We start from the raw sequence: 24,789 nt of genomic DNA on the forward strand, positions 1-24,789 counted from the left end.
AAGCGGATTGGATAAATATAGGAAATGCAGCAATTTTTCGCCTGGTTTGATTCCCGGCAGCGCTTTCGGGACGATGCCGACGATCCCCGTCGGGTCGATTGGCTGCGCATCATTCCCTTCATCGGGCTGCATCTGGCCTGCCTGGGCGTGCTGTTCGTGGGCGTCTCCACCACGGCCGTCGTGGTTTTCGCGGCGAGCTATTTCCTGCGGATGTTCGCCATCACGGCCTTCTATCACCGCTATTTCTCGCATCGGACTTTCCGCACCAGTCGGCCGGTCCAGTTCCTTTTCGCCCTGGTCGGCGCCTCGGCCACGCAGCGCGGTCCGCTTTGGTGGGCGGCCCATCACCGGCACCATCATCGACACGCCGATACCGATCAGGATGTCCACGCTCCACGGCACGGGTTCTGGTGGAGCCATATGGGCTGGTTTCTCTGCCGCGAGAACTTCGAAACGCGGGCCGACCAGATTCCCGACCTGATCGTGTACCCGGAACTCCGCTGGCTGGATCGCTATGACCTGCTCGTGCCGGTGATCTATGCGGCGGCGCTCTTCGGTCTCGGCACCTTCCTGAACTGGCTGGCCCCCGGGCTGGAGACCAGCGGCATGCAGTTGCTCGTCTGGGGCTACTTCCTCTCCACTGTCGTGCTGATTCACGTCACGCTGACCATCAATTCGCTCGCCCATGTCTGGGGCAGTCGGCGTTACGCGACACGGGACGACAGTCGCAACAACTTCTTCCTTGCGCTCCTGACGCTCGGTGAAGGCTGGCACAACAACCATCACCACTTCCCCGGCTCGGCCCGGCAGGGCTTCTACTGGTGGGAGGTCGACATCAGCTACTATCTGCTCAGGATGATGAGTTGGTTCGGGCTGGTCAGCGGCCTCAAGCCGGTGCCCGAGAGAATCCGCGAGGCGCGGCGAGTCAAGCCATGAAGATCGCGATCGTCGGCGGTGGCGTATCTGGTCTGTATGCTGCCTGGCATCTTTCGAATCGTCACGAAGTGACCGTCTTCGAGGCGGCCGATCGCCTCGGTGGTCATGCCGATACCCAGGTCGTTGACGACGAGGGCGTCGAGCAGAGCATCGATACGGGGTTCATCGTCTTCAACCGCCAGCACTACCCGCTGCTGACGACTTGGTTCGAGTCGCTGGGCGTGACCTCCCGGACGACCGATATGAGCTTCGGCGTCAGCGATACCGGCTCGGGGATGGAATACAACGCCAGCACCCTCGGCCGACTCTATTGTCAGCGCCGCAACCTGCTCAGTCCGCGTTTTCACGGCATGGTGCTCGACATCGCGCGCTTCTACCGGCGTGCGCCGGCGCTCCTGGCCGAGCTGGACGAGCGCGTGACGCTGGGCGAATGGCTCGCGGGCAGCGGTCTCGGCGAGATGTTCGCATCGCGACACATGCTGCCCATGGCCTCCGCGCTCTGGTCCGCCCCGATGGGCGACGTCACGAAGTTCCCAATGAAGCACCTGCTGGCCTTCATGGACAATCACTCCATGTTGACCCTGGGCGAGCGCCCCGCCTGGGAAACGGTCGACGGCGGTAGCCGGCAGTACGTCGAGGCGGCACGGCGGTGTGCTGCCCGGTTCGAGATCGCCAGTCCCGTTCGGTGGGTCGAGCGAACGAACGACGGCGTGGTCGTCAGAACGCCTGAGGACGAGGCGCGTTTCGACGCCATCGTTCTCGCCTGTCATTCGGACCAGGCGCTGGGACTCCTGGCCGACGCCAGTCCGGTTGAGCGCTGCGTCCTTTCCGCCATCCAGTATCAGCCCAATGAGGCCGTCCTGCACACCGACGTTTCGGTGCTGCCGTCCAGGCGGGCGGCCAGGGCGGCCTGGAATGTCCGGATCGACGGCGAGGAAGGCAGGCGGTGTCGGGTTTCCTACTACATGAACCTGCTGCAGAACATCAAAAGCCGACAACATTTCGTGGTCTCGCTCAACCAGACCGAGCTGATCGACCCGGCCCGGATTCTCGTGCGCCGCAATTACGCTCACCCGGTCTTTACGCCAGAGGCTGTGGCCGCCCAGTCGCGATGGAGCGACATCAACGGCTTGCGCCGAACCTGGTTCTGCGGTGCCTGGTGGGGCTGGGGATTTCACGAGGACGGCGCCCGCAGCGCGCGGCGCGTCGTCGACGATATCGAGGCCCGCCATGGATAACGCGATCGCAACCGGCCGGGTGTGGCACGAGCGCCTCACGCCCAGGCCACACCGGTTCGCCTACCGAACCAGCTACACGCTGATCGACATCGATCGGATCGCGGACGTCTTCGGCCGCAGTCGACTGTGGTCGGTGGAGGGCCGCAACCTGGTCAGCTTCCGGCGCGGTGATTTCCTGGGTCCGCTCGATCGCCCGCTGCGCCAGGCAGTGCTCGATCGGGTGTCGGCAGAAACCGGCCGGCGGCCCGAAGGGCAAATCTTTCTACTGGCTCACCTGCGCCAGTGGGGCCTGTGCTTCAATCCGGTCAGCTTTTATTTCTGTCTCGGCAGGAACGAGCAGCTGGATGCCATCGTCGCCGAGGTGCACAACACCCCCTGGAACGAACGGCACGCCTACGTGCTCGACTGTCTCGAGCAGTCCGGGCCCGAGTACCGATTCGGATTCGACAAGGTCTTTCACGTCTCTCCCTTCATGCCCATGGCCATACGCTACGACTGGCGATTCCGCGTCGAGAACGACCACCTGCGCGTTCACATGCGCCTGAAGGAAGCGGGTCGACAATGCTTCTCGGCGGGAATGCGCCTGGCGCTGGAGCCGATGACGACGGCCGCCATGCGCCGTATGCCGCTGGCTTTTCCCCTGATGACGGCCAAGGTCGTCGCAGCGATCTACTGGCAGGCGTTCAGGTTGTGGCTGAAGAAGACGCCGTTTCATTCCCATCCGGACAAGGTGACGCAATGACGCACACGGACAGAACGATTGATGAGGCGGATGTCGGTTCCGGCGGCGGGCTCGACCGCTGGCTGCGTGCCAGAGTGCTCGCCCGTCTCGGATCGATCGAGCAGGGGCGACTGACGATTCAGGACGCCGACGGTGAATACGAGCTGGGCGCGGTCGACGATGCGCTTCAGGCAACGGTGGTCATCCACGACCTGCGCTTCTGGCGCCTGATGGCCAGCGGCGGCAGCGTCGGTGCGGCGGAGGCCTGGATGGCAGGTCTCTGGGACAGCCCCGACCCGGTCGCTGTCGTGCAGGTGCTCTCGCGCAATCGGCGGGTGCTCGACAGGATGGAGAGGGGTGCGGCGCGATTGACCAACGTCCTGCTCGGGGCGTGGCACGCCTTCAACCGCAATAGTCTCCGCGGCAGTCGCCGCAACATCGCCGCGCACTACGACCTGGGCAATGAGTTCTTCGGGTCCTGGCTCGACGCGCGGATGATGTATTCGAGCGCCCTGTACACCGCCGAAGAGCAGACGCTCGAGCAGGCCCAGCTCAACAAGCTCGACCGGATCTGCCGAAAGCTCGATCTCGGTCCGGAAGATCACCTGCTGGAAATCGGCACCGGCTGGGGCGGGCTGGCCATTCACGCCGCCGAGCAATACGGATGCCGCGTGACGACGACCACCATTTCGCGCGAGCAGTTCGAGTTCGCGCGCCGCAAGGTGCAAGAGGCCGGTCTCGAGGGCCGGGTGACGCTGCTGATGCGCGACTACCGGGACCTCGAAGGGCGGTTCGACAAGGTCGTGTCGGTCGAAATGATCGAGGCGGTCGGCCATCAGTACCTCGATACCTACCTGGCGAAGATCGATTCCCTTCTCGTGCCCGACGGTCTGGCACTGATCCAGGCGATCACGATCGAGGACTACCGCTACGCCAGCGCGCTCAGGACCGTGGACTTCATCAAGCGCTACATCTTCCCCGGAGCTTTCATTCCTTCGGTCAGCGCCATCACCGCCTCGATGGCGCGGTCCAGTCGGCTCGGCCTGGTCGAACTGGCCGACTTCGGTGCCAGTTACGCGACAACTCTGGCAGCCTGGCGCGAGCGTTTCGAGAGTCGTTGGGACAGCATCCGGGAAATGGGGTTCGACGAAACGTTCCGGCGCCGCTGGCTGTGGTACCTGGCCTATTGCGAAGGCGGCTTCCGGGAGCGGGCGATCAGCGACGTGCACCTGCTCATGGCCGGTCCGGACTGGCGACCGCCGGCCCGGCACGGGCTGTCCGGCGGACGGGATCTGACCGCATGAAGTACGATTTCTGGATCAACCAGGGCCTGTTCCAGCTCAGCTGGCCGGCTTGCGTGGTCGGCGCATCCGCCGGAGTGGCGGGCTGGACCGGCACCTCGGTGGTGGCGGCGATGGCGCTGTGGCAACTGCATCCCCGCCGGCGCCATCCCAGTGATTGGCGCATGATCTTCCTGTGCCTGGGGATCGGGTTCCTGCTCGACTCGCTGTGGGTGCAGGCGGGGCTGCTCGCCTACGCCATGCCCTGGCCTTCGACGCAATTCGCCCCCTTCTGGATCCTGCTGCTGTGGCTGGCCATGGCCCTGGTGCTCAATCACTCGATGAGCGTGTTCAAGGGGCGGCTTCTGCTGATCGGTATCCTCGGCGGGATCGGTTCGCCCATGTCGTACTTCGCCGGTTCGCGCTTCGGCGCCGTCGAGTGGCTGGCGCCGGCCTGGCAGGTCGTTCTGGCCACGGGCCTGAGCTGGGCTCTTCTCCTGCCCGCGCTGTTCTGGCTGGCCGACCGGCCGGGTCGGCGGCACGACGGCAAGACTTCCGACCAATCCTTATCCCGGAGCGCGACTTCATGAAGCCTATCGATCTGGCCGAAAAGGGACTGGTTCCCGACTGGCTCATCCGGCGCGGCATTCGCAAGTTGCTCAGGCAGCGCCTGCGCGAGGAGCGGGCGGACAATCCCGAATCCCAATCCGAGCGCTACCAGGCCCTGATGGAAGAGCTGGCCGAGTCGGCCATCGCCATTGAAACGGACGCGGCCAACGAACAGCACTACGAAGTGCCGGCGGCTTTCTACCAGCAGGTTCTGGGGCATCGCCTCAAGTATTCCAGCGCGCTCTGGCCGCCCGGTGTAGACAGTCTGGACGACGCTGAAACCGTGATGCTCGACCAGACTTGCCGAAACGCGGCGCTGGAGGATGGTCAGGACATTCTAGAGTTGGGATGCGGCTGGGGCTCGCTGACGATTTGGATGGCGTCGAACTATCCGACCAGTCGAATCACGGCCGTTTCCAACTCGAGTTCGCAACGGCGTCATATCGAGACCCGGGCCCGGGAGCTGGCGCTGGACAACGTCGAGGTCATCACCTGCGACGTCAACGAGCTGTCGCTCGACAGGCAGTTCGACCGGGTGGTTTCGGTGGAGATGTTCGAGCACGTGCGCAATTACCGCCAGCTTCTCGGGCGCATTGCCGGCTGGATGAAACCGGAGGCCCGCCTGTTCGTGCATATTTTCTGCCATCGCTATCTGGCCTATCCGTTCGAAACGGAAGGAGAGGACAATTGGATGGGCCGCCACTTCTTTACCGGCGGCCTGATGCCGGGTGCCGACACACTGTTACACTTCGCTGATGATGTGGTCATCGAACGCCGCTGGCTTTACTCGGGCGAGCACTACGCCAGGACCGCGCGTGCGTGGCTGGAGAATCTCGACCAGCGCTCCCGCGAAGTCCGCTCGGTCATGCAGGCCACCTACGGCGATCAGGCCCCTCTGTGGCAGCAACGCTGGCGAATATTCTTCATGGCCTGCGAAGAGCTGTTCGGCTTCGATCACGGGCGCCAGTGGCTGGTCGGTCATTTCCTGTTCCGCAAGGCGCAATGAAGCCGTTTAATCGCCTCCTCACCGGCGGGCTGCGCACCCGGCTGGTGCGCGTTTTCCTGTTGCAGGTGCTGGCGATCAGTATCGCCACCGTTCTCGGTGTCTACGCCGCAGCCTGGGTGGTCGAGCGCGTACTGGTCCAGGAAGCCCTGAACGGGGAGGCGGAATACTTCTGGAATCACTACGAGGACAATCCGGATTTTCCGCTTCCCGATACGAATAATCTGACTGCCTACATGGCGCAGAACGGCGACCCTTCCAGTGTTCCGGGATGGCTTCGTGACGAGACGCCGGGCTTCCGGCGGGGGCATCGTCACGACGATTCATCTCCCGTGATTCACGTATCGCAGCGCGGTGACGAGCGTCTGTATCTGGTGTTCGACGAAATGCAGGTGTCTTCCCTGGCCTGGTATTTCGGGGTTGCGCCCCTGACCGGTGTGCTGCTTCTGATCTACCTGCTGACCTGGCTTGGTTACATCATGTCCCGGCGGGCCGTCTCGACGGTTGTCCAACTGGCGGATGCCGTTCGCAATTACGATTTCCGTTCGGGCCAGCTGGAGGAGCTCAGCGAGGAAGCCTTCGGCGAAACCACCGATACCGAAACCCTGGCTTTGATCAACGCCTTCAACCAGTTCATCCATCGCCTCGAGTCCTTCATCCAGCGCGAACGCAACTTCACGCGCAACGCGAGCCACGAGTTGCGAACGCCCCTGGCGGTTCTTCGATCGAATCTGGGGCTTCTCGCCAAGCAGAGTGATCCCGAGGCGAGGGCCAAGACGGTGGAGCGGATGAACCGGACCGTGCGCGACATGGAGGCGCTCGTCGAGACCCTGCTGATCCTCGCACGCGAGAGCGAGTCGCGCCTGAACTGGTCGTCGGTGGTTCTCAACGACCTGCTCGCCGACCTGCTCGAGCAGATCGCATCGACTTTCGACCGGCCGGAGGTGACCACCGGAGTGCGCGCCAACGGCCTGCTCGAAATCAGCGCGCCCGAACGGGTGCTGGCCATCGTCTTCACCAACCTGCTGCGCAATGCCCTGAGCTACACCGAGAAGGGGCATGTGCACGTTCTGGTCGACCGCAACGGCGTGACCATTCAGGATTCCGGCTGCGGCATGGCCGAGACGGATCTCGAGCGCATGTTCGAGCCTTTCTACCGGGGGCATGACCGCTCCAACGAGGGATACGGCCTGGGCCTGTCCATCGTCCGCCGCCTGTGCGACCGATTCGGCTGGCACCTGCACGCCGACAGCGAACTGGGCGCCGGCACCGAGATCCGCGTCGAATTCCCCCAGGCGACCTTCAAGCCCTTCGGAAGTAACTAGGGTTCAGGTTTCAGTGTTCAGGTTTCAGGAGCGCGTGGCGAAGCCCGAGAGTGCGTTGCCTAAAAGCCTGGTGTCGTGCTGGCCGGAAACATAGCGTGAACGAAGACACGGGCAGTCCTGAATGCGTCGACACTGCTTTCCCGAACCCGGAACCCCTTTATCCTTTACCTGAAACCTGAAACCTGAAACCTGAAACCTGAAACCTGAAACCTGAAACCCAACCCCCACTGCCACAACACCCCGCAAGCCCTTATCATTGGGGCCTCTCCACTGTCACAATCCGGACATGTCCTTCAAACAAGCCGCCGCGCGGGCGGGTGCCAATATCGCGCTGGTCAAATACTGGGGCAAGCGCGACCAGCGGTTGAATCTGCCGGCCGCCGGATCGATTTCCATCACGCTGGCAGGGCTGGAGACGCGCACGACGGTCACGCCCGATCCCACGCTGGGCGCAGACGAATTCGTGCTCGACGGCGTCGAGCAGCCGCCCGGGCGGGTGGGCGCGGTTCTCGACCTCGTTCGCGAGCGGGCCGGGGCGACGGTGGCCTGCCGGGTGGAGAGCCGGAACAACTTTCCGACGGGTGCCGGTCTGGCCTCGTCGGCGTCTGGATTCGCCGCGCTGGTAGTGGCCGCCGCACAGGCTTTCGGCTTGCAGCTGTCGGAGAGCGAGTTGTCCGGTCTGGCCCGGCGCGGTTCGGGATCGGCGGCACGCTCGATTTTCGGGGGGTTCGCGGAAATGGACCCCGGCCACCGAGAAAACGGCGTCGACGCAGTCGCCCGCCCCCTCCTGTCCGCCGAAGAGTGGCCGCTGGAGGTCGTTGTGGCCATCACCGATTCGGGCAGCAAGGCCGTGGGGTCGCGCGACGGCATGAACCACACCATGAGAACCTCGCCTTACTACCCGGCCTGGGTGGAAACGGTGGCGGAAGATCTCGATGCAGCGCGTTCGGCGATCGCTGCTCGCGATTTCGAGGCACTGGCAGAGACGGCCGAACACAGCGCCCTGAAGATGCACGCCTCGATGTTGGCGGCGCGTCCGGGACTGGTCTACTGGAACCCGGCCACCCTGGCCTGCCTGCACGCCGTGCGAGCCCTGCGTTCGGCTGGAACGGGCGTGTTCTTCACGATTGATGCGGGTCCCCAGCTCAAGGCCGTCTGCCTGCCGGGCGAGAGCGAACGGGTTGCCGGGCTGCTCGCTGATCAGCCTGGCGTGAGTGATGTGCTGGTGACTGGCCTGGGCGGCGGCGCGGCGCGGGCCGCAGTCCCGTGACACGCTGGGTCGCTACGGCTCCGGGCAAGGTTGTCTTGCTGGGCGAGTACGCGGTCCTCGAGGGCACACCCGCTCTCGTCCAGGCCGTGGACCGGCGCTGCCGCGTCGAACTCATCGAATGCGCTGCCCGAGATTGCCGAATCGAGGCGCCGCAGCTCGACATTCCGCCGGTCCGATTCGCGCCGGAAGATTCGGGCTCCTTGCGCTGGCAGGAGGCCGTGCCGGCGCCCTTTGCCCGGACAGCCGCCTTGATCGACGCCGTGCTGGGCCGCATCTCTCGCTCGGGCGGGCGGATCGCGCCATTCCGGATGAGCATAGACACCGCCGAGCTGTTCGATGCCGGCGGCAAGCGACCGATCAAGCTGGGACTGGGCTCCAGTGCCGCCACCGCGGTCGCGATCGACGCGGTGCTGCATGCCGCCTTTCTCGGCGATCACCCGGCCGAGTCGGCGGTGGAGACCGTTGCCAGGCTGCTCGTGCCGGGGCGCGAGGCGCAGGGCAACGCCGGTAGCGGTATCGATCTGGCCGCGAGCCTTTGCGGCGGCCTGCTGGCCTACCGCATTCGCGACGAGCAGATCGAGATCCGGCCGCTGTCGATGCCGGAATCCGTGCGCACCTGCTTCGTGTGGGCCGGGGAGCCGGCCTCGACTGCCGAACTGCTCGCGGCCTGGCGCCGGTCCCGGGAGCGCGCGCCACGCGAGCATGGCGGTCTGCTCGGCGAGATGCACAGCGTGGCGAGTGCGGGAGTCGAGGCCCTGGAGCGCGGGGACGCCGATGCCATTCTCGCGTGCTGGTCGGATTACGGGGAAATAATGGGTAAAATGAACGATTTGGTCGGCTGCGAGGTCGTCACGACCGAGCACCGGATGGCGAACGGCTTCGCACAGTTGCTGGCCGGCGTCTACAAGCCTTGCGGCGCCGGCGGCGGCGACCTGGGCGTGGCCGCTTCGCGCGACCCGGAGTTCGGGCCGCGGATGCGCTACTTGTGCCGGCAGGCCGGATTGAAGACCCTGTCGGTTCGTCCCGATCCACAGGGCGTGCGCGTAATACGAGAGTGACGAGTTGATGGAACGATCCCGGATTCCCCGCTTCTACAAGATGTCCGTGCCCGAACGGGTGCGGACGGTGCGCGACCGTGGCCTGGTCAGTCCCGATGACTACAAGGACCTGCAGTCAGGCAGCCACACCCTGTCGGTTCAGCTGGCCGACAAGATGATCGAGAACGTCATCGGGGTGATGGGGCTGCCGGTCGGCCTGGGCCTGAACTTCCTGATCAACGAGAAGGAGTACGTCGTTCCGCTGGTCGTCGAGGAGCCCTCGATCGTCGCGGCGCTGTCCTCGGCTGCCAAGCTGGCGCGCGAGTCCGGCGGATTCACCGTCGAGAGCATGGAGCCCCAGCTCATCGGCCAGATCCAGATCGTGGACGTGGCCAACCCTTCCCGCGCCAAGGCCGCCCTGCTGCAGCGCAAGGCCGAGATTCTCAACCTGGCCAACAGCCTGCATCCCAAGATGATCGCCCGCGGCGGCGGCGCGCGCGACCTGGAGGTCTTCATCCATCCCTCGCAGGGACCCGGCGGCGACATGGTGGTCGTCCACCTGCTCGTCGACACGCGCGACGCCATGGGCGCCAACCTGGTCAACACGATGTGCGAAGGCGTCGCCTCGCTGGTCGAGAACATCGCCGACGGGCGCGTCTTCCTGCGCATCCTGTCGAACCTGACCGACCGTGCGCTGGTCAAGGCGCGGGTCCGCATCCCGGTCGAGAAGCTCACCGGCAAGGGCTTCGATGGCGAGCAGGTGCGCGACGGCATCATCGTGGCCAACGACTTCGCCCGCATCGACCCCTATCGCGCGGCCACGCACAACAAGGGCATCATGAACGGTATCGACGCCGTGGCCCTGGCCACGGGCAACGACTGGCGCGCCATCGAGTCCGGTGCCCACGCCTACGCCGCCCGCGGCGGACGCTACGCCTCGCTGACGCAGTGGTACAAGAACGACGCCGGTGACCTGGTCGGGGAGCTCGAGATTCCGATCAAGGTGGGCACCGTGGGCGGGCCGCTGCAGACCAATCCCACCGTGGCGCTGAACATGCGCATGCTCGGCGTCGAGTCCGCTCGCGAACTGGCCGAGGTCATGGGCGCCGTCGGCCTGGCGCAGAACTTCTCGGCGATTCGCGCGCTGGTCACCGAAGGCATCCAGCAGGGGCACATGACCCTGCACGCGCGCTCGGTGGCCACGGCCGCGGGCACGCCGCCCGAACTGTTCGACACGGTGGTCGAACGCCTGATCGCTTCGGGCGAGATCAAGATCTGGAAGGCCGAGGAGATCATCGCCGAGGTGCGTTCGCAGGCCGAGCCGTCGACGGTGTCGGTCGAAGAGGACGAACGCCGGGACGAGGAAACGACCCTCGAGGGCGAGACCCTGGGGGCAGGGCACGGCAAGATCATCCTGCTCGGCGAGCACGCCGTGGTCTACGGGCGTCGCGCCATCGCAGCACCGATCCCGCTGGCCATCCAGGCGCGCGTCGAGGACGCGCGCGAAGGCGTGGAGCTGATCATTCCGCGCTGGGGCGTTGAGCAGCGCCTGGACTTCAAGGCCAAGCACCCGCAGTCCTTCGCGCGCTCGATGGCGCGGGTGCTCGAGGCGCTCGGCCTGCAGGGGCGCGGCATGCGCATCGAGGTGTTCCCGAACGTGCCGCGAGCGATGGGCCTGGGTGGCTCGGCCGCACTGGCGGTGGCCGTGATCCGGGCCATGGACGCGCATTTCTCGCTCGGCCTGAACGACGAACGAATCAACGAGCTGGCCTTCGAGTGCGAGAAGGTCGCGCACGGGACGCCTTCGGGGATCGACAACACCCTGGCGACCTGGGGAGAGTTCATGCTGTTTCGCAACGGCGAGAAGCCGCAGCGCGAGGTCATCGAGGTGGCCGAGCCGCTGCCGATCGTCATCGGCATGAGCGGCGTCGAGAGCCTGACCGCCCGCACCGTGGCCCGGGTGCGCGAGGCATGGAAGAAAAACCCGAATCTCTACGAGCGGATCTTCGACGAGATCGACACGCTGGCGGGCAACGGCCTGGATGCTCTGAAAACAGGTGACTACGACACGCTGGGCGAGCTGATGAACGTCTGCCAGGGGCTGCTCAACGCCATGCAGGTCTCCAGCTGGGAGCTCGAGGAAATGGTCCAGGTGGCCCGCAACAACGGGGCGGTCGGCGCCAAGCTCACCGGCGGGGGCGGCGGCGGATCCATCATCGCGCTGTGCCCCGACGACAGTGCGCGTGTGGCCCGCGCCATTCGTGCCGCCGGCTACAACGCGCTGGAGGTCCAGATCGGTGGCGCTTGACCAGGCCGGCCCGGCGCGCGTGGTGTCGTCCGACAGCGAGCAGCTGATTCTCGTCGACGACCGCGACCGCGAGATCGGAACGCTGTCCAAGGGCGCCTGCCACGACGGCGACGGCGTTCTTCACCGTGCCTTTTCCGTCTTTCTTTTCGATCCGACCGGAAGGTTGCTGATCCAGCAGCGGGTGGGCGAGAAGCGCCTCTGGCCGCTGTATTGGGCCAACAGCTGCTGCTCGCATCCGCGCGTCGGCGAAGACATGGCCGAGGCAACTCTGCGTCGCACGGAGGAAGAACTGGGCGTACGCGCCGAATTGGAGTTCGTCTACAAGTTCCAGTACCAGGCCCACTACGAGGACCTGGGCGCAGAGCACGAACTGTGCTGGGTCCATATCGGACGCACCGCCGAGACCGAGGTCCGCCCGAATCCTTCGGAAATCGCCGACTGGCGCTTTCTCACGCCGGCCGAAGTCGACGCCCTGATCGCCGACGAGTCGGCCGACGTGGCGCCGTGGTTCCGCATGGAATGGCGCGAGCTGCGCCGGGCCCACTGGCAGCGCGTCGAGCAGCTACTGAACGGCTGATTGGTTTTTTTGGTGTTTTAGTATTTTGGTGTTTTGGTAGGGGCAGGCTCCAGAGCCTCGTGCATCAAGTCGAGGCCCCGGCGCCGTCGAGCAACCAAAAAACCAAAAAACCAAAAAACCAACGAACCAACGAACCAAAAAACGAACGAACCGTCAGGCTTCGTCCGGCGTGGCCAGCTTGAAGCCCATCCCCTGCACCGTGTGCAGCAGCTTGTGCTCGAACGGGCGGTCGATGCCCTTGCGCAGGTTGTAGACGTGGCTGCGCAGCGTGTCGGAATCGGGCAGGGTGTCGCCCCAGAGTTCGTTCTCGATCTGCTCGCGGCTGACTACGCGGGGCGATTCGCGCATCAGGATCTTGAGGATGCGCATCGCCGTCGGTGACAGGGTGATGCGCTGCCCGGCGCGCTCGACGCGCATCAGGCGCGGGTCGAACATCAGGTCGCCGACCTTGAGCTGGCCCTCGCCGGTCTCTCCCCGGGCGCGGCGGATCAGGGCGCGCAGCCTGGCGATGAGTTCCTCGGTCTCGAAGGGCTTGACCACGTAGTCGTCGGCGCCGGCGTTGAAGCCCTCTATCTTGTCGTCGAGCTGGTCGCGGGCGGTCAGCATCAGGATGGGCGTGGCCACGCCGTCGTCGCGCAGCTTCTCGGCCACCCGGATGCCGTTGACGCGGGGCAGCATGAGGTCGAGTACGATGGCGTCGTACTCGTTTTCCGTGACCAGGTTCAGGGCGATCGCCCCGTCCGCGGCGAAATCGACGGCGAAATTGGCGTCTTCCAGCCAGGCCCCGATGGTGGCGGCCAGGTCGTCGTGGTCCTCGACCAGCAGGATCGTGGCCTGGGGCAGCGCTTCTTCGGACATTCCTTCACTCCTTCACATTTGTGAATGAGGCCAGTTTATGGGGGGAATGTCAACGTTGAGTGAACGAAGCCTTGTGTTTCGGTTCTTTGGTGTTTTAGTGCTTTAGTGTTTTGGTAGATCGGGGCTCCGTAGCCGCCCGGGTGAATTCGGAGCCCCGGCGCCGTGTAGCAACCAAAAAACCAAAAAACCAAAAAACCAACGAACCAAGGAGCCAGATTTACCGCTTCATGTAATTGAAGAACTCCTCGTTGGTCTTGGTGACCTTGAGCTTGTCGAGCATGAACTCGATGGCCTGGGATTCGTCCATGGGGTGCAGGATTCGGCGCAGGATCCAGGTCTTCTGCAGCTGGTCATTGCCGATCATCAGTTCCTCGCGGCGGGTACCCGAGCGGTTGATGTCGATGGCCGGGTAGACCCGCTTCTCGGCGATGCGGCGGCTGAGATGGATTTCCATGTTGCCGGTGCCCTTGAACTCTTCGTAGATCACCTCGTCCATCTTCGAGCCGGTGTCGACCAGGGCCGTGGCGATGATCGTCAGGCTGGCGCCGTCCTCGATGTTGCGCGCCGCGCCGAAAAAGCGCTTGGGGCGCTGCAGGGCGTTGGCGTCGACACCGCCGGTGAGCACCTTGCCCGACGAGGGCACCACGGTGTTGTAGGCGCGCGCCAGGCGGGTGATCGAGTCGAGCAGGATGATCACGTCGTGCTTGTGCTCGACCAGGCGCTTGGCCCGCTCGATGACCATGTCGGCGACCTGAACGTGGCGCGTGGCCGGCTCGTCGAAGGTCGACGAGATGACCTCGGCGTCGACGCTGCGCTCCATCTCGGTAACTTCCTCGGGGCGCTCGTCGATGAGCAGGATGATCATGTGCGTTTCCGGGTTGTTGGCCCGGATCGCCGTGGCGATGTTCTGCAGCATCATGGTCTTGCCGGCCTTGGGCGGGCTGACCACCAGGCCGCGCTGGCCCTTGCCGATGGGCGCGATCAGGTCGACGATGCGCCCGGTGATGTCCTCGGTGGACCCGTTGCCGCGTTCGAGCACGAGCTGCTCGCGCGGGAATTCCGGGGTGAGGTTCTCGAACAGGATCTTGTTCTTGGACTGATCCGGCCTGTCGTAGTTGAGCTCCTCGACCTTGAGCAGGGCGAAGTAGCGTTCCGAGGACTTCGGCGGCCGGATCTTGCCGGAAATGTAGTCGCCGGTGCGCAGGTTGAAGCGGCGGATCTGCGAGGGCGAGACGTAAATATCGTCGGGGCCCGCCATGTAGGAGGCTTCGGCCGATCTGAGGAAGCCGAAGCCGTCCTGCAGGATTTCGAGCACGCCGTCGCCGTAGATGGCGTCCTTCTTCTGGGCCTTGGCCTTGAGAATGGCAAAGATGACGTCGTGCTTGCGCGAACGCCCCATGTTCTCGATGCCGAGTTCCTCGGCCATCTCGACCAGTTCTTTGGCGGATTTCTTCTTGAGTTCGGTAAGGTTCATCGCTTGAGTGTCTTTACGGGAGTCATTGGGCACACCGCGGGCGAACAGGGAGGTTCGCCGGTCGCGGCGACCGGAAAAGGACCATGATCAGGTTCTATCGCATGTTGCCCCGGAGATCCGGGAAAGGGTTCGGGAATTAAGGAACTGCCGGACGGTGACCCGCCCCGATTGGGCGTAAAGTTAGCACCATTCGACGGCGGAGTCCAGCCGTCGCCGTGAAATCCGCCGGGCCGGACGGCCCGGCGGAAAACGATCAGATGGTTTCTTCGACGAAGGACTTCAGCGCGGACTTGGTCAGCGCGCCCACCTTGGTGCCCTGGTGCTCGCCGTTTTCGAAGATCATCAGGGTCGGAATGCCGCGAATCTTGTAGCGGCTGGTCACCTGCTGGTTCTCGTCGATGTTCAGCTTGGCGATTTTCAGGCGGCCGCCGTACTCGTCGGCCAGCTCGTGCAGGATGGGCTCGATCATCTTGCAGGGGCCGCACCATTCGGCCCAGTAGTCGACCAGCACCGGTCCGTCGGCCTTGAGGACGTTTTCCTCGAAATCGCTGTCGGTTACATGAATGATGTTGTCGCTCACGGCTCGTATTGCTCCTTGGAATAGGGGTTTGCGGCGGCCATTTGCGCCCGCGCTCGGCAGAACCGGGCAATTGACAATATACTATGCCACGCTCGCCTGTGTGTTGACTCCCCCTGAAACCGGGTCGCGATGGCTCGACGCCGTCCGGGGTCACACGCAAGGTCAAGGCAATTCACCAGAATTTCAAGGACTACATCATTTCCGTGACCGAACACACTGGCACCCAGCAGGTGCTGACCGAGACGCGCTTCGATTCCTTCGATCTGCATCCCGACATCCGTCGCAGCCTGGCCGAGGCCGGGTTCGAGTACTGCACACCCATTCAGGAACGAACCCTGCCCCTGGCCCTCTCGGGCCGTGACGTGGCCGGCCAGGCCCGCACCGGCACCGGCAAGACCGCTGCCTTTCTCCTGGCGGTGTTCCAGCGGCTGCTTTCGCCCGATTCGATCGGGCCGGGCCCGAATCCCCGCTCGATCATCATCGCGCCGACTCGCGAACTGGCGATCCAGATCCACCGCGATGCCGAGCTGCTGGGCAAGCACACGGGCCTGCGCTCGGTGTTGACCTACGGCGGCGTCGACTACGGCAAGCAGCGCGACCAGATTGCCGCCGGCGTGGACATCCTGATCGGCACGCCGGGCCGCCTGATCGACTACCTCAAGCAGGGCGTCTACAACCTCAAGGTCATCGAGGTGGCCGTGCTCGACGAGGCCGACCGGATGTTCGATCTGGGCTTCATCGCCGACATCCGCTACCTGTTCCGCAAGATGCCGCCGGTCGACAAGCGCCAGACCCTGATGTTCTCGGCCACTTTCCCGCTCAAGGTCACCGAGCTCGCCTACGAGCACATGAACGATGCCCAGACCATCCGCTTCGAGGAAGAGCAGGTCACCAGCGACCGGGTGCGGCAGTGCGTCTACTATCCCTCGAACCGCGAGAAGCTGCCCCTGCTGGTAAAGCTGCTGCGCGGCATGGAAGATGGCCACGTGATGGTCTTCGTCAACACCCGGCACGAGACCGACCGGGTCGCGCGGACGCTCAAGGCCAACGGCATGAACGCCGCCATGCTGGCCGGCAACGTGCCGCAGAAGAAGCGCCAGACCCTGCTCAAGCGATTCCACGACGGGGAACTCGACGTGCTGGTCGCCACCGACGTGGCCGCGCGCGGCCTGCACATTCCCGATGTCAGCCACGTCATCAACTATGACCTGCCGCAGGACGCCGCCGACTATGTCCACCGGATCGGCCGCACGGCGCGGCTGGGCGCGACCGGGGATGCCATCAGCTTCGCCTGCGAGGATTACGCCTTCCACCTGCCCGAGATCGAGGAGTACATCGAGATGCCGTTGACGGTCGAGCAGCACGATCCCGATGATCTGCCCGAACTCGAACGTCCGGCGCCGCGCAAGCCCAGCGGCAAGAAGAAGGGCGGGCGGCGTGGTGGAGGTCGTGGGCGTGGAGGGTCGAATCGGGGTGGTGGCCGGCGCCACTCCGGGTGAACCCGAAGAGCCCGCTATTGCCCGCGTAGGTCGGGGTCGTCTCCCCGACGGACGAGGTCTCGGGCCTGTGCACGAATCGCGATGTGTCTTCCGGGCTGAGACGTGGTCCGTCGGGGGTGCGACCCCGACCTGCGGAGCCATGGATCACGCCGTTTCTCCCCTCCGAACCGCGGCCGGTCTGTGCTAATCTCCCGCCAGAACCAACCCTCCGGAGTCGACTGGTCCGTGTCCGCCATGATGTCACCCGCCTGGTCCTCGCGACTGGCCTTGTTGAGCAGCGCGCTACTGGCGCTGGCGGTGGTCTGGCTGCTGGTGCGCTCGCTGTGGCTGGTGGTCGGGGGCGTCTCGGTGGCGTCGGTGCCTGCGCTGGCCGTTCCCGAGGTGTCGGAAATCGGCGGTGCGAGCGGCGAGTTCCGTTGGAACCTGTTCGGTCGTTCCGCGTCGCCGGCGGTGATGCTCCAGCCGGTTCCGGTTTCCGACAGCCGTCTTCGCCTCAAGGGTGTCATGAGCGGCGAGCGCGGCTACGCGATCATTTCGGTCAGCGGCTCGGGTGAAGACGTCTACCGCGTCGGCGACGAGTTGCCCGGTGGCGGCGAGGTCGAGGCCATCGAATCGCGCCGCGTCATCATCGTTCGCAACGGTCGCCGCGAGACCCTGGCGCTGGATCCCGACGCCGTCTCCAGCGGCCCCGCGTCCGGCCGCCCGGGCCGCGATGATCGGGTGGCAGAGGAGCCTTCGCGGCAACTCCCGGGCATCCGGGGATTCAGTGCCCCCGCCGGGGCCAGCGTCGCATCCTTGCCCGATGCGGCTCGCTCGCTCGGGCTGGATGCCGGTGCACTGGCCCAGTCAATTTCGGCCATGCCCGTCGCGGGGGGTGGATTCCGCGTGCGACCCGGGCGCGACGCTCGGCTGTTCCAGGAACTGGGCCTTCAGGTCAACGACGTGGTCGTGGCGGTCAACGGTCAGCCGCTCGAAACCGCCCAGGGAGTCCAGCGGCTGTTCGCCGACGTGCTGTCGCGCGGAGAAGTCGCCATCACGGTGCGCCGCGACGGCCGCGAGATGACGCTGCGACCCGATATCGAGCAAATCATGGGGAGTCTGCAATCAAGATGATCAAACAACTACGACTGGCCGCCGTTCTGCTGGTGCTGTCGCTGCCGGCCCCGGCGCAGGAAGCGGCCGACGAGAACGGGCACGTGCTCAACTTCAAGGACGCCGACATCCGGGCGCTGATCACGGCCGTGGCCGACATGACCGGCCGCTCGATCATCGTCGACCCGCAGGTGACCGGGCAGGTGACGGTGATTTCCTCGCAGTCGCTGGACGAAGACGAGGTGTGGGACGTTTTCCAGTCGATCCTGCGCGTGCACGGCTACGCCGCGGTGGGCGACGAGCAGACCGTTCGCGTCGTGCCCGACGTCAACGCCCGCCAGGACGGTCGCGTACCGGTCGACGACATGCGCGGCGGGGGCGACGAGCCCGTCACGCGCATCATCCAGCTCGAGCACGTCGACGCCGCCGAGGTTTCGCAGTTGCTGCGCCAGCTGCTGCCCCAGTCGGCCTACATGGTGCACCACGAAAGCTCCAATAGCCTGATCATCAGCGACCGGGCCAGCAATATCCGGCGCGTCGAAACGATCATCGACCGCCTCGACGCGGCCATCGACCAGGAAGTCGAGGTGATCGCCCTGTCTCATGCCGACGCCGCCGAGGTGGTCCAGCTGATCAACCAGATCTACCCGGCCAACGGGGGCGCCCAGTCCGCCGTGGCCGATGAGCGGACCAACACCGTCGTGCTCTCCGGCGATCCGGCGCGTCGCCTTCGGCTTCGCACCCTGATCAGCCATCTCGACACGCCGTTGGAGTCCGAGGGCAGCACGCAGGTCATCTACCTGCGCTACGCCACGGCCGACACGCTCGTGCCGGTGCTCGAGGGCATGCTCGAGCTCGACGCCGAAGAGGGCGCGAAGGCCCGCATCCAGGCGCACGGCGAGACCAATGCGCTGGTCGTGACGGCGCCGCCGTCGGTGTACCGTTCGATCGAGTCGGTCGTCGACCAGCTCGACGTGCGCCGCGCGCAGGTTCTGGTCGAGGCCATCATCGCCGAGGTGGCCATGGACACCAGTCGCGAGCTGGGCATCCAGTGGCAGGCCTTCGAGTCGGGTGACTCCGGCTTCTTCGGCGGCACCAACTACCAGAGCGGCGGCAACAACATTCTCAATCTCTCGGCCGGGCTGGGCGGCGCCGGCGAAGAAGGCAACCTGCTCCTGCCCGGTCGCGGGCTGAACCTGGGATATGTCGGCGGCACGACCAGCCTGCTCGGGGTCGAGTTGCTCGAGATCGGTGGCCTGGCCCGCGCCCTGGCCAGCGACTCCAACACCAACGTCCTTTCGACGCCGTCGATCGTGACCCTCGACAATCACGAAGCGAGCATCAACGTGGGCCAGGAAGTGCCGTTCCTTTCGGGCAGTTATTCCACCCAGGGGGTGGCGACCGGGGAAGGGCAGGTCAATCCCTTCCAGACGATCAATCGCGAAGAAATCGGCGTGAAACTCAACGTCACCCCGCATATCAACGAGGGCGATACCATCATGCTCGACATCTCGCAGGAAGTCTCGGACCTGGCGCCCTCGGCCGGAGCGGTGGACCTGATTACCAGCAAGCGCACGATTTCCACCCGCGTGATGGTGCCTGACGGCTCGATGCTGGTGCTCGGCGGGCTGATCAGAGACGACTTGCAGGAAGGTCGCGAGGAAGTGCCGGGCCTCGGCCGGATTCCGCTGCTCGGCGAGCTGTTCCGCTACCGCACGACCAGCAAGGTCAAGCGCAACCTGATGGTCTTCATCCGGCCGCAGATCCTGCACGACAAGGAATTGGTGGACAGCGTCACGCGTTCGAAGTACACGCGCATTCGCGACCTCCAGCTCGAGCAGCGCGAGGCGGTCGACGGCCTGAGCCGCAAGTCGCAGATGCCCCTGCTGCCCGAACTCGAGGCGTTCATGCAGGCCGCTCCCGAGAATGCGGGAGACGCGGGCAGCGATGGCCGGTGAGTTCCGGCCCGGCTATGGATTCGCGCGCAAGCGCGGCGTGGCGGTGGCCGGTCACGACGCCGGCGGCCGCCACCGGCTGGTTGTCCGTGAACCGGTCGATGTGGTCGCCGTGCAGGAAGTGCGCCGCCGCCTCGACGGTCCGGTGCAGGTCGAGCGCCTGCCTGCCGCCGATTTCGATCGGCTGATCACTGAGCTCTACGAGGCCGACGACGCCGCGGCGCGTCACGCCGCCGAAGATCTCGGCGAGGACCTGGACCTGTCCCGGCTGGCCGAGGACCTGCCCGAGCCCGCCGACCTGCTGGAGTCCGAGGATGACGCACCGATCATCCGTCTGATCAACGGCGTGCTCACCCAGGCCATCCGCGAGGGTGCCTCCGATATCCATCTCGAGCCTTTCGAGGAGCGCTTGTCGATTCGCTTCCGCGTCGACGGCGTGCTGCGCGAGGTGATGACGCCGGCCCGTGGCCTGGCAGGCCTGATCGTCTCGCGCATCAAGGTCATGGCGCGGCTCGACATCGCCGAAAAGCGCGTGCCGCAGGACGGCCGGATCGGCCTGCGCATCGCTGGCCGGCCGGTCGACGTGCGTGTATCGACCCTGCCTTCGAACCACGGCGAGCGGGTCGTGCTGCGCCTGCTCGACAAGCAGGCCGGCCGCCTCGACCTGGCCGAACTTGGCATGGACGAGGCCACGCGTGATCGCATGGAAGCGCTGATCCAGCGGCCACACGGCATCCTGCTGGTGACCGGGCCGACCGGCTCGGGCAAGTCGACCACCCTCTACGCTTCGCTCATGCGGCTCAACGATCGCAGCCGTAACATCATGACGGTCGAAGATCCGATCGAGTACGACCTCGACGGCATCGGCCAGACGCAGGTCAACCCCAAGGTCGACCTGACTTTCGCGCGCGGCCTGCGCGCGATCCTGCGCCAGGATCCCGACGTGGTGATGGTCGGCGAGATCCGCGACCTCGAAACCGCCCGTATCGCGGTGCAGGCCAGCCTGACCGGTCACCTCGTTCTCTCGACTCTGCATACGAACACCGCCGTCGGTGCCATTCCGCGCCTGGTCGACATGGGCGTGGAGCCTTTCCTGCTCGCCTCGAGCCTGATCGGCGTGCTGGCCCAGCGCCTGGTCCGCGTCCTCGATCCGGCCGCTCGCGAGGCCTACACGCTGGAGGCCGCCGAGTTACAGCGCCTGGGCGTGCAGACCGGGGACGGCGCCACCCTCTACCGACCGCGCCCCGACCTGCCGGCGGACCAGTCCGGCTACCACGGCCGCACCGGCATCTACGAACTGGTGCCGGTCAACGAGGCGATGCGCGGGCTGATCCACGACGGCGCAGCCGAACAGGCCCTGGAAAAGCTGGCCCGGGAGCTGGCGCCTTCGATCTTCGAGGACGGCTGGCGGAAAGCTCTGGCAGGCACAACCAGCCTGGAAGAAGTGTTGCGGGTGACGAGGACGGCGTGATGATGAGGTTTCAGGTTTCAGGTTTCAGGTTTCAGGAATCCCTCGCTTCGGATCTGGCTGAGCGCCTGACGCAACCGTCCGGTGGCACGGTCAATGGCTTTTGGGCAACGCTCGTTCCGTGTTGCCAAGCGTCCCTGAAACCTGAAACCTGCAACCTGAAACCTCTGTTTTAGATGCAAGCATTCGAATACAGGGCACTGACTGACAAGGGTGTGACCACGCGCGGGGTGGTGCAGGCCGACAGTGCGCGGGCGGCGCGGTCGCAGCTGCGCGAGCGGGGTCTCATGCCGCTCGAGGTCCACGGCGTCGAGGCGGCGCAGCGACGTGGGGGTGGCGGCCTGGGCGGGCAGGGGCGCGAGCGCGCGCTGCTGCTGCGCCAGATGAGTACGCTGCTCACGGCGGGGCTGCCCCTGGAGGAAGTGCTGTCGGTGCTCGTCGAGCAGGCCGACCAGTCGCGTTCCCGCAGACAGCTCGGCGCCATCCGGGCGCGGGTCATGGAAGGCCAGAGCCTGTCGGCTGCCATGGCCGAGCAGCCGCGCCTGTTTCCGCCGCTCTATAGCGCCTCGGTGGCCGCCGGCGAGCGCGCGGGTGCCCTCGACGGCGTACTCGAGCGGCTCGCCAGCTTTGCAGAGCAGCGCGAGGAGATGCGGCGCAGTTTCTCGCTTGCGCTGGTCTACCCTGTCGTGTTGACGGTCATCGCCATCGCCGTGGTTACGGGCCTGGTCGGCTTCGTGGTGCCGCGGGTGGTGGGCGTTTTCGAGCAGGCCTCGCGCGACTTGCCCCTGTTGACCCGCAGCCTGCTCGGGCTGTCGGAGTTCATCGGCAGCTGGGGCTGGCTGGTGCTGATCGTACTTGCCGCCCTGGTCTTCGCGGCGCTGGTGACCCTGAGGCAGCCCGGCGCCCGGATGGCATTCGATGCCTGGCTGTTGCGGGTGCCGGTTTTCGGTCGCCTGGCGCGCTCGCGCGAAACCGCCACCCTGACGCGAACCCTGGCCATCCTGGCCGCCAGCACCGTGCCCCTGGTCGATGCCCTGCGCGTGGCCGGCGAGGTCATCGCCAACCGGCGAATCCGCGCGGACGTAGCCACGGCGGCAGCCCAAGTGCGTGAAGGTGTTTCGCTGACCCGAGCCCTGGGGCAGTTCGACTGGCTGCCGCCGATGGCGCGGCGCCTGCTCGCCGGTGGCGAGCGAAGCGGTGAGCTCGCGCCCATGCTCGAGCAGGCCGCCCGGCTGCAGGAGCGCGAGCTGCAGGCGGCCAGCCAGCTGCTGCTGGCGGTGCTCCAGCCCATTCTCATCCTCGTCGTGGGCCTGGTCGTGTTGTACATCGTGCTCGCCATCATGCTGCCCATCATGTCCATGAGCCAGTTGCTCTCCTGAGGCCGATGATGAGTGGTGCCGAGCACATGGTCCGGTTCGAGCAGGTGGCCAAGCGCTATCCCGGGGGCATCCAGGCCCTGGGCGAGGTCAGCTTCGGCCTGGCGCGCGGCGAAATGGTGTTCCTGACGGGACATTCCGGGGCGGGCAAGTCCACGCTGCTCAAGCTCATCGCCCTGCTCGAGCGCCCAAGCCGCGGGCGGGTGCTGTTCGACGGTCGCAACGTCGGCCGGATCTCGCGGCGCCAGATTCCCTGGCTCCGGCGCCAGATCGGTATCGTGTTCCAGGATCATTCCCTGCTCAGCGACCGGCGCGTGTTCGACAACGTCGCGCTGCCGTTGGTGATCGCCGGCGTCGCCTACCCGGAAATCCGCAAGCGCGTGCGAGCCGCGCTCGACAAGGTGGGGCTGCTCGAGAAGGAGCGCATGTACCCGCCCATGCTCTCGGGCGGGCAGCAGCAGCGGGTGGGTATCGCCCGGGCCATCGTGGCCAAGCCGCCGCTGCTGCTTGCCGACGAGCCCACGGGCAATCTGGACCCGGAGCTCTCGGCGGAGCTGATGCAGTTCTTCGTGTCGCTCAATGAACTGGGAACCACCGTGCTGATCGCCAGCCACGACCTCGATCTCATCCGCCGGCTGCAGCGCCGGGTACTGGTGCTCAAGGACGGGGCTCTGGCCGACGATGTGCCCGCCCGGCAGGTGGCGGCGCCGTGAGCCGGCGCGCGGGTTCCCAATCGGGCGGCGTGCCCTGGCCGGGCGGGGTGCGTGCCTGGGCGCGGCGGCATGCCTACAGCCTGCTTTCATCGCTTGGCGCTCTGGTGCGCCATCCGCTGGCCACCCTGATGACCGTGGTGGTGCTGGCCATCACGCTGAGTTTGCCGACCGGTCTCTACATGACTCTCGACAACGCCGAGCGGATCAGCGACGGCTGGGAGCGCCTCGACACCGTGTCGGTGTTCCTGGACGCTGAAATCGAGGAGCGCGGGGCCGTGCAGCTGGCATCGCTGCTGAGCACCTGGCCGGGGATCGTCGCCGTCGACCCGATCAGTCCACAGGCTGGCATGGCCGAACTCACCGGACGGCTCCAGCTCGACGACCTGGCCGGTCGCATCGAGGCCAATCCGCTGCCCTGGGTGCTGGAGGTCACGCCGGCGGGCGGTCAGGACGTCGAAACGCTCTCGGGCCGCCTTCGCGGCGCCGAAGGAGTGGATCAGGTCGTCGTCGACCTGCAGTGGCTGGAGCGGCTGAGTGCCATCCTGGCGCTGCTCGAGCGGCTCGCGGTCCTGCTTGGCGTGCTTTTCGCGGTGGCGGTGGCCTTCGTCATCGGCAACACCATCCGAATGGACATTCACAATCGCCGCGAAGAGATTCGCGTGCTGGCGCTGGTCGGTGCGACCGACGGTTTCGTGCGTCGGCCTTTCCTCTACTCGGGCTTCTGGTACGGGCTGGGCGGCGGCCTGGCCGCCTGGCTGGTCGTCGAGCTGAGTCTGTTCGTTCTTTCCGGCCCCGTCGGGCGCCTCAGTGGCACCTATGCCAGCGATTTCACGCTGGCTTCGCCGCCGTGGCTGGTGGTCGCCACGCTGGTGCTGGGCAGTGGTATTCTGGGGGTTCTGGGTGCCTGGCTGGCAGTGGGCAGGCACCTCAGGGCCATCCACCCGTCCTGAATCGTTACCGATTAGCGACCTCGTCGGCAAAAGCGGTTGACTTGTCGATCGGGATCGGACAAAATTGCGGGCTTCGTCTGGAAAGTCGGGTCGTCGGGTTGTCCGATCGAGCAAGATGAACGGATTTCCGGAGGGGTACTCAAGCGGTCAACGAGGGCAGACTGTAAATCTGCTGGCTTAGCCTTCGCAGGTTCGAATCCTGCCCCCTCCACCAGATTTCGAGGTTTGGAAGCAGTCGGTTTTTCCGAGCGGGTGTAGTTCAACGGTAGAACCTCAGCCTTCCAAGCTGATGATGTCGGTTCGATTCCGATCACCCGCTCCAGCTTTTTGTTAGAGCGCCCACGTAGCTCAGGCGGTAGAGCACTCCCTTGGTAAGGGAGAGGTCACTGGTTCGAGTCCAGTCGTGGGCACCACGATCATCGACAACTGGAATCAAGACAAAACGGAGTTTTGAGGCATGTCCAAGGCAAAGTTTGAACGCACCAAGCCGCACGTCAACGTGGGCACGATCGGTCACGTT

The 24,789-nt window shown here is 65.5% G+C and carries 21 protein-coding genes and 3 tRNA genes; 21 read left to right on the forward strand and 3 right to left on the reverse strand.

Annotated features, from left to right (window positions below):
• Nucleotides 1-24 precede the first annotated feature (24 nt).
• From DZC52_RS11790 to idi, 11 genes are all read left to right on the forward strand, one after another.
• Nucleotides 25-936: an acyl-CoA desaturase gene (locus DZC52_RS11790; protein ID WP_116651336.1), complete on the forward strand. Its 912-nt coding sequence runs from the start codon at nt 25-27 to the stop codon at nt 934-936.
• Nucleotides 933-2,174 carry an NAD(P)/FAD-dependent oxidoreductase gene (locus DZC52_RS11795; protein ID WP_116651337.1) on the forward strand — a complete coding sequence of 414 codons (1,242 nt, stop codon included), beginning with the start codon at nt 933-935 and terminating at the stop codon, nt 2,172-2,174. The genes DZC52_RS11790 and DZC52_RS11795 overlap by 4 nt, the downstream gene beginning before the upstream one ends.
• Nucleotides 2,167-2,916, forward strand: a complete 750-nt coding sequence (locus DZC52_RS11800) for a DUF1365 domain-containing protein (protein WP_116651338.1) — start codon at nt 2,167-2,169, stop codon at nt 2,914-2,916. The genes DZC52_RS11795 and DZC52_RS11800 overlap by 8 nt, the downstream gene beginning before the upstream one ends.
• Entirely contained in the window at nt 2,913-4,199 is a 1,287-nt protein-coding gene (locus tag DZC52_RS11805) for an SAM-dependent methyltransferase (protein WP_116651339.1), read from the forward strand. The genes DZC52_RS11800 and DZC52_RS11805 overlap by 4 nt, the downstream gene beginning before the upstream one ends.
• A complete protein-coding gene (locus tag DZC52_RS11810) occupies nt 4,196-4,765 on the forward strand; it encodes a DUF2878 domain-containing protein (RefSeq protein WP_116651340.1) in 570 nt (189 codons plus the stop codon). Before DZC52_RS11805 ends, DZC52_RS11810 begins: the two co-directional genes overlap by 4 nt.
• Nucleotides 4,762-5,790 (forward strand): SAM-dependent methyltransferase, encoded by a 1,029-nt coding sequence (locus DZC52_RS11815; RefSeq protein ID WP_116651341.1) that lies wholly within the window; start codon nt 4,762-4,764, stop codon nt 5,788-5,790. The genes DZC52_RS11810 and DZC52_RS11815 overlap by 4 nt, the downstream gene beginning before the upstream one ends.
• Nucleotides 5,787-7,112, forward strand: a complete 1,326-nt coding sequence (locus DZC52_RS11820) for a sensor histidine kinase (protein ID WP_116651342.1) — start codon at nt 5,787-5,789, stop codon at nt 7,110-7,112. The genes DZC52_RS11815 and DZC52_RS11820 overlap by 4 nt, the downstream gene beginning before the upstream one ends.
• 286 nt (nt 7,113-7,398) lie before the next feature.
• Nucleotides 7,399-8,382 (forward strand): diphosphomevalonate decarboxylase, encoded by a 984-nt coding sequence (gene mvaD / locus DZC52_RS11825; protein ID WP_116651343.1) that lies wholly within the window; start codon nt 7,399-7,401, stop codon nt 8,380-8,382.
• The gene (locus DZC52_RS11830) at nt 8,379-9,440 is read left to right on the forward strand and encodes a mevalonate kinase family protein (protein WP_147307680.1); all 1,062 of its coding nucleotides are present in this window, start codon (nt 8,379-8,381) and stop codon (nt 9,438-9,440) included. The genes mvaD and DZC52_RS11830 overlap by 4 nt, the downstream gene beginning before the upstream one ends.
• Nucleotides 9,441-9,447: 7 nt before the next feature.
• Nucleotides 9,448-11,727 (forward strand): hydroxymethylglutaryl-CoA reductase, degradative, encoded by a 2,280-nt coding sequence (locus tag DZC52_RS11835; protein ID WP_116651370.1) that lies wholly within the window; start codon nt 9,448-9,450, stop codon nt 11,725-11,727.
• Complete coding sequence (idi, locus tag DZC52_RS11840) at nt 11,717-12,304, forward strand: isopentenyl-diphosphate Delta-isomerase (protein WP_220338358.1); 588 nt, start codon at nt 11,717-11,719, stop codon at nt 12,302-12,304. The genes DZC52_RS11835 and idi overlap by 11 nt, the downstream gene beginning before the upstream one ends.
• Before the next feature lie 153 nt (nt 12,305-12,457).
• Here idi and DZC52_RS11845 read toward each other — a convergent pair whose 3' ends face one another.
• The 3 genes from DZC52_RS11845 to trxA all read right to left on the reverse strand — a co-directional run bounded on the left by DZC52_RS11845 (nt 12,458) and on the right by trxA (nt 15,216).
• Nucleotides 12,458-13,162: a response regulator transcription factor gene (locus tag DZC52_RS11845; RefSeq protein ID WP_116651345.1), complete on the reverse strand. Its 705-nt coding sequence runs from the start codon at nt 13,160-13,162 to the stop codon at nt 12,458-12,460.
• Nucleotides 13,163-13,379: 217 nt separating this feature from the next.
• On the reverse strand, nt 13,380-14,636 hold the full coding sequence (gene rho, locus DZC52_RS11850; RefSeq protein WP_116651346.1) for a transcription termination factor Rho: 1,257 nt from the start codon (nt 14,634-14,636) through the stop codon (nt 13,380-13,382).
• Between the two features lie 253 nt (nt 14,637-14,889).
• Nucleotides 14,890-15,216, reverse strand: coding sequence for a thioredoxin TrxA (gene trxA, locus DZC52_RS11855; RefSeq protein ID WP_116651347.1), 327 nt, complete (start codon nt 15,214-15,216; stop codon nt 14,890-14,892).
• Nucleotides 15,217-15,419: 203 nt separating this feature from the next.
• On the opposite strand from trxA, the gene DZC52_RS11860 reads away from it, so the two are divergent.
• The 10 genes from DZC52_RS11860 (at nt 15,420) to DZC52_RS11905 (ending at nt 24,682) form a co-directional block, all read left to right on the forward strand.
• Nucleotides 15,420-16,715, forward strand: coding sequence for a DEAD/DEAH box helicase (locus tag DZC52_RS11860; RefSeq protein WP_245960816.1), 1,296 nt, complete (start codon nt 15,420-15,422; stop codon nt 16,713-16,715).
• 234 nt (nt 16,716-16,949) lie between these two features.
• The gene (locus tag DZC52_RS11865) at nt 16,950-17,828 is read left to right on the forward strand and encodes a type II secretion system protein N (RefSeq protein WP_116651348.1); all 879 of its coding nucleotides are present in this window, start codon (nt 16,950-16,952) and stop codon (nt 17,826-17,828) included.
• On the forward strand, nt 17,825-19,765 hold the full coding sequence (locus DZC52_RS11870) for a secretin N-terminal domain-containing protein (RefSeq protein WP_116651349.1): 1,941 nt from the start codon (nt 17,825-17,827) through the stop codon (nt 19,763-19,765). Before DZC52_RS11865 ends, DZC52_RS11870 begins: the two co-directional genes overlap by 4 nt.
• Complete coding sequence (gene gspE, locus DZC52_RS11875; RefSeq protein ID WP_425451395.1) at nt 19,734-21,233, forward strand: type II secretion system ATPase GspE; 1,500 nt, start codon at nt 19,734-19,736, stop codon at nt 21,231-21,233. Before DZC52_RS11870 ends, gspE begins: the two co-directional genes overlap by 32 nt.
• Before the next feature lie 173 nt (nt 21,234-21,406).
• Entirely contained in the window at nt 21,407-22,609 is a 1,203-nt protein-coding gene (gspF, locus tag DZC52_RS11880) for a type II secretion system inner membrane protein GspF (RefSeq protein ID WP_116651351.1), read from the forward strand.
• 26 nt (nt 22,610-22,635) lie between these two features.
• The gene (gene ftsE, locus DZC52_RS11885; protein WP_116651373.1) at nt 22,636-23,319 is read left to right on the forward strand and encodes a cell division ATP-binding protein FtsE; all 684 of its coding nucleotides are present in this window, start codon (nt 22,636-22,638) and stop codon (nt 23,317-23,319) included.
• Complete coding sequence (gene ftsX / locus DZC52_RS11890; protein WP_147307682.1) at nt 23,316-24,269, forward strand: permease-like cell division protein FtsX; 954 nt, start codon at nt 23,316-23,318, stop codon at nt 24,267-24,269. The genes ftsE and ftsX overlap by 4 nt, the downstream gene beginning before the upstream one ends.
• Before the next feature lie 129 nt (nt 24,270-24,398).
• Nucleotides 24,399-24,483, forward strand: a tRNA-Tyr gene (locus tag DZC52_RS11895).
• 34 nt (nt 24,484-24,517) lie between these two features.
• Nucleotides 24,518-24,591, forward strand: a tRNA-Gly gene (locus DZC52_RS11900).
• Between the two features lie 15 nt (nt 24,592-24,606).
• Nucleotides 24,607-24,682: transfer RNA gene (locus tag DZC52_RS11905), tRNA-Thr, on the forward strand.
• The last annotated feature ends 107 nt before the right edge of the window (nt 24,683-24,789 follow it).

This window comes from Wenzhouxiangella sediminis, assembly GCF_003410055.1.
Lineage (GTDB): Bacteria > Pseudomonadota > Gammaproteobacteria > Xanthomonadales > Wenzhouxiangellaceae > Wenzhouxiangella > Wenzhouxiangella sediminis.